We start from the raw sequence: 1,601 nt of genomic DNA on the forward strand, positions 1-1,601 counted from the left end.
CCGGAGTCGGGGAAGCCGGTTTGAGGATTGTCCGCTCCGATTGGGCCAACACGATCCTCGTTTGCAAGAAATGTTCGAAAAAGCTGGGCGGCGGGTTCGGGCCGAAGGGGAAGACCTCGCTTGCCAAGGCGTTGCGGCACGACCTTGGCGTTCGCAAGGGCCGCAAGGGTGCCCTTGGCATCATCGAGGTGAAGTGCCTCGGCGTGTGTCCCAAGGGCGCGGTCACGGTCGTGAACGGCGCGAAGCCGGGCGAATGGCTGTTGGTTGCGGCGCAGTCGGACGTGGCCGAGATCGCCGACGGACTTGGCCTGCGTGGCGTTGTGGTGCGCGCGGCGGCGGAAGTTTAGGCCAAAGTTAGGGATAAACGCGTCGAACCCACCGCGTATTGCGGGTCGTTCGCGGGTGTCGGGACTGTCAAAGAGCGCTGAAAAGTCGAGATGTCAGCCTGATACGGATTGGCTGAGTAGGACAGCACCCGAGCCTAAACGTAGCGCGCCGCTGTCTCGCGGATCAGCGCGATCATGTTGGGGATGCCTTGCGTGCGGTTCGAGCTCAATTGCTTGCTCAGGTCGAACGGGCCGAGCGCGCCGGGAATGTCGGTGGCGAGGATCGCGGCGGCTGGCTGATCCTGCACGGTGCGCAGGACCAAAGCGATGATCCCCTTGGTGATCGCGGCGTTCGAATCGGCAAGGAAATGGAGCGTGCCGTCGTCGCGCGCGGTCGGGTAGACCCAGACCGAAGCCGAGCAGCCGCGCACCAGCGTGGTATCGGTTTTGAGCGGGGCGGGCATGTCTTCGAGTTCGCGACCGAGGTCGATCAACAGGCGGTAGCGATCGTCGGCTTCGAGGAAGCTGTATTCGGATTCGATCTCGGTCAGGGTTTGCATAAGGGGGCTATAGCGGCGTCACGGTAGCCGCGTCACTGGGATACTTATTGTCATCCCCGCGAAAGCGGGGACCCAGCACCCGCCGCTGGAGATGGGTCCCCGCTTTCGCGGGGATGACAGTCGGGGAGGCGGATGCATTTGAGAGCGGGAGCGGCACCGGACTGCTCAAAGATCCACCCCTGCCGCGATCGCCTCCAGCTTGCGGATGCGTTCCTTGAGGTCGGCAATCTCGATCCGGGCACCGGCATTGGGGGGGGCGGGGCCGCGATCGGGTTCGCCAAAGGCGTGGAGTTCTTGCTGCTTGAAGGCGAGCCAGCCGCGCCAGCCGGTGAGCGTGGCGAAGGTCAGCATCGACAGGCCGACCAGGCCGGCGGCGGCCATGGTCACATAGAAGGTCGGGTCGGTCATCATCCCTACTCCTGAAAAAGGGGACATGGTTACGGGCGGTCGCGGAGCTTCTCGATCTCGCGATCGAGGCGGGCGCCGCTGTCATTATTGTCGGTGGCGAGGCGTTCGAGCACGGCAAGCCGATCCTTCATCGCCTTCAGCTCATCGCGGAGCCGGTCATTCTCGGCTTGCGCCGCGCTATCGTCGCGGAAGGCGATCGTCTCGCCGCGTCGGGTCCGGACCACGCCGTAGCGCGCCTGGAGGACGCGCCCGATCGTGACGACGACGATGATCGCGACGACCATTTCAAATGGGTTCATGGCAGTAA

General features: G+C 64.2%; 4 protein-coding genes. 1 reads left to right on the forward strand and 3 read right to left on the reverse strand.

Going from position 1 to position 1,601, the window contains the following annotated elements:
• Positions 1-20 precede the first annotated feature (20 nt).
• Positions 21-347 carry a hypothetical protein gene (locus ABWP09_RS02365; RefSeq protein ID WP_353203561.1) on the forward strand — a complete coding sequence of 109 codons (327 nt, stop codon included), beginning with the start codon at positions 21-23 and terminating at the stop codon, positions 345-347.
• A gap of 134 nt (positions 348-481) precedes the next feature.
• On the opposite strand, the gene ABWP09_RS02370 is transcribed toward ABWP09_RS02365, so the two are convergent.
• The 3 genes from ABWP09_RS02370 to ABWP09_RS02380 all read right to left on the reverse strand — a co-directional run bounded on the left by ABWP09_RS02370 (position 482) and on the right by ABWP09_RS02380 (position 1,593).
• Positions 482-886, reverse strand: a complete 405-nt coding sequence (locus tag ABWP09_RS02370; RefSeq protein WP_353203556.1) for a SufE family protein — start codon at positions 884-886, stop codon at positions 482-484.
• Between the two features lie 165 nt (positions 887-1,051).
• Positions 1,052-1,294, reverse strand: a complete 243-nt coding sequence (locus ABWP09_RS02375) for a hypothetical protein (protein ID WP_353203557.1) — start codon at positions 1,292-1,294, stop codon at positions 1,052-1,054.
• A gap of 29 nt (positions 1,295-1,323) precedes the next feature.
• Complete coding sequence (locus ABWP09_RS02380; protein WP_353203562.1) at positions 1,324-1,593, reverse strand: hypothetical protein; 270 nt, start codon at positions 1,591-1,593, stop codon at positions 1,324-1,326.
• Between the last annotated feature and the right edge of the window lie 8 nt (positions 1,594-1,601).

This window comes from Sphingomonas sp. (assembly GCF_040398505.1).
GTDB lineage: Bacteria > Pseudomonadota > Alphaproteobacteria > Sphingomonadales > Sphingomonadaceae > Sphingomonas.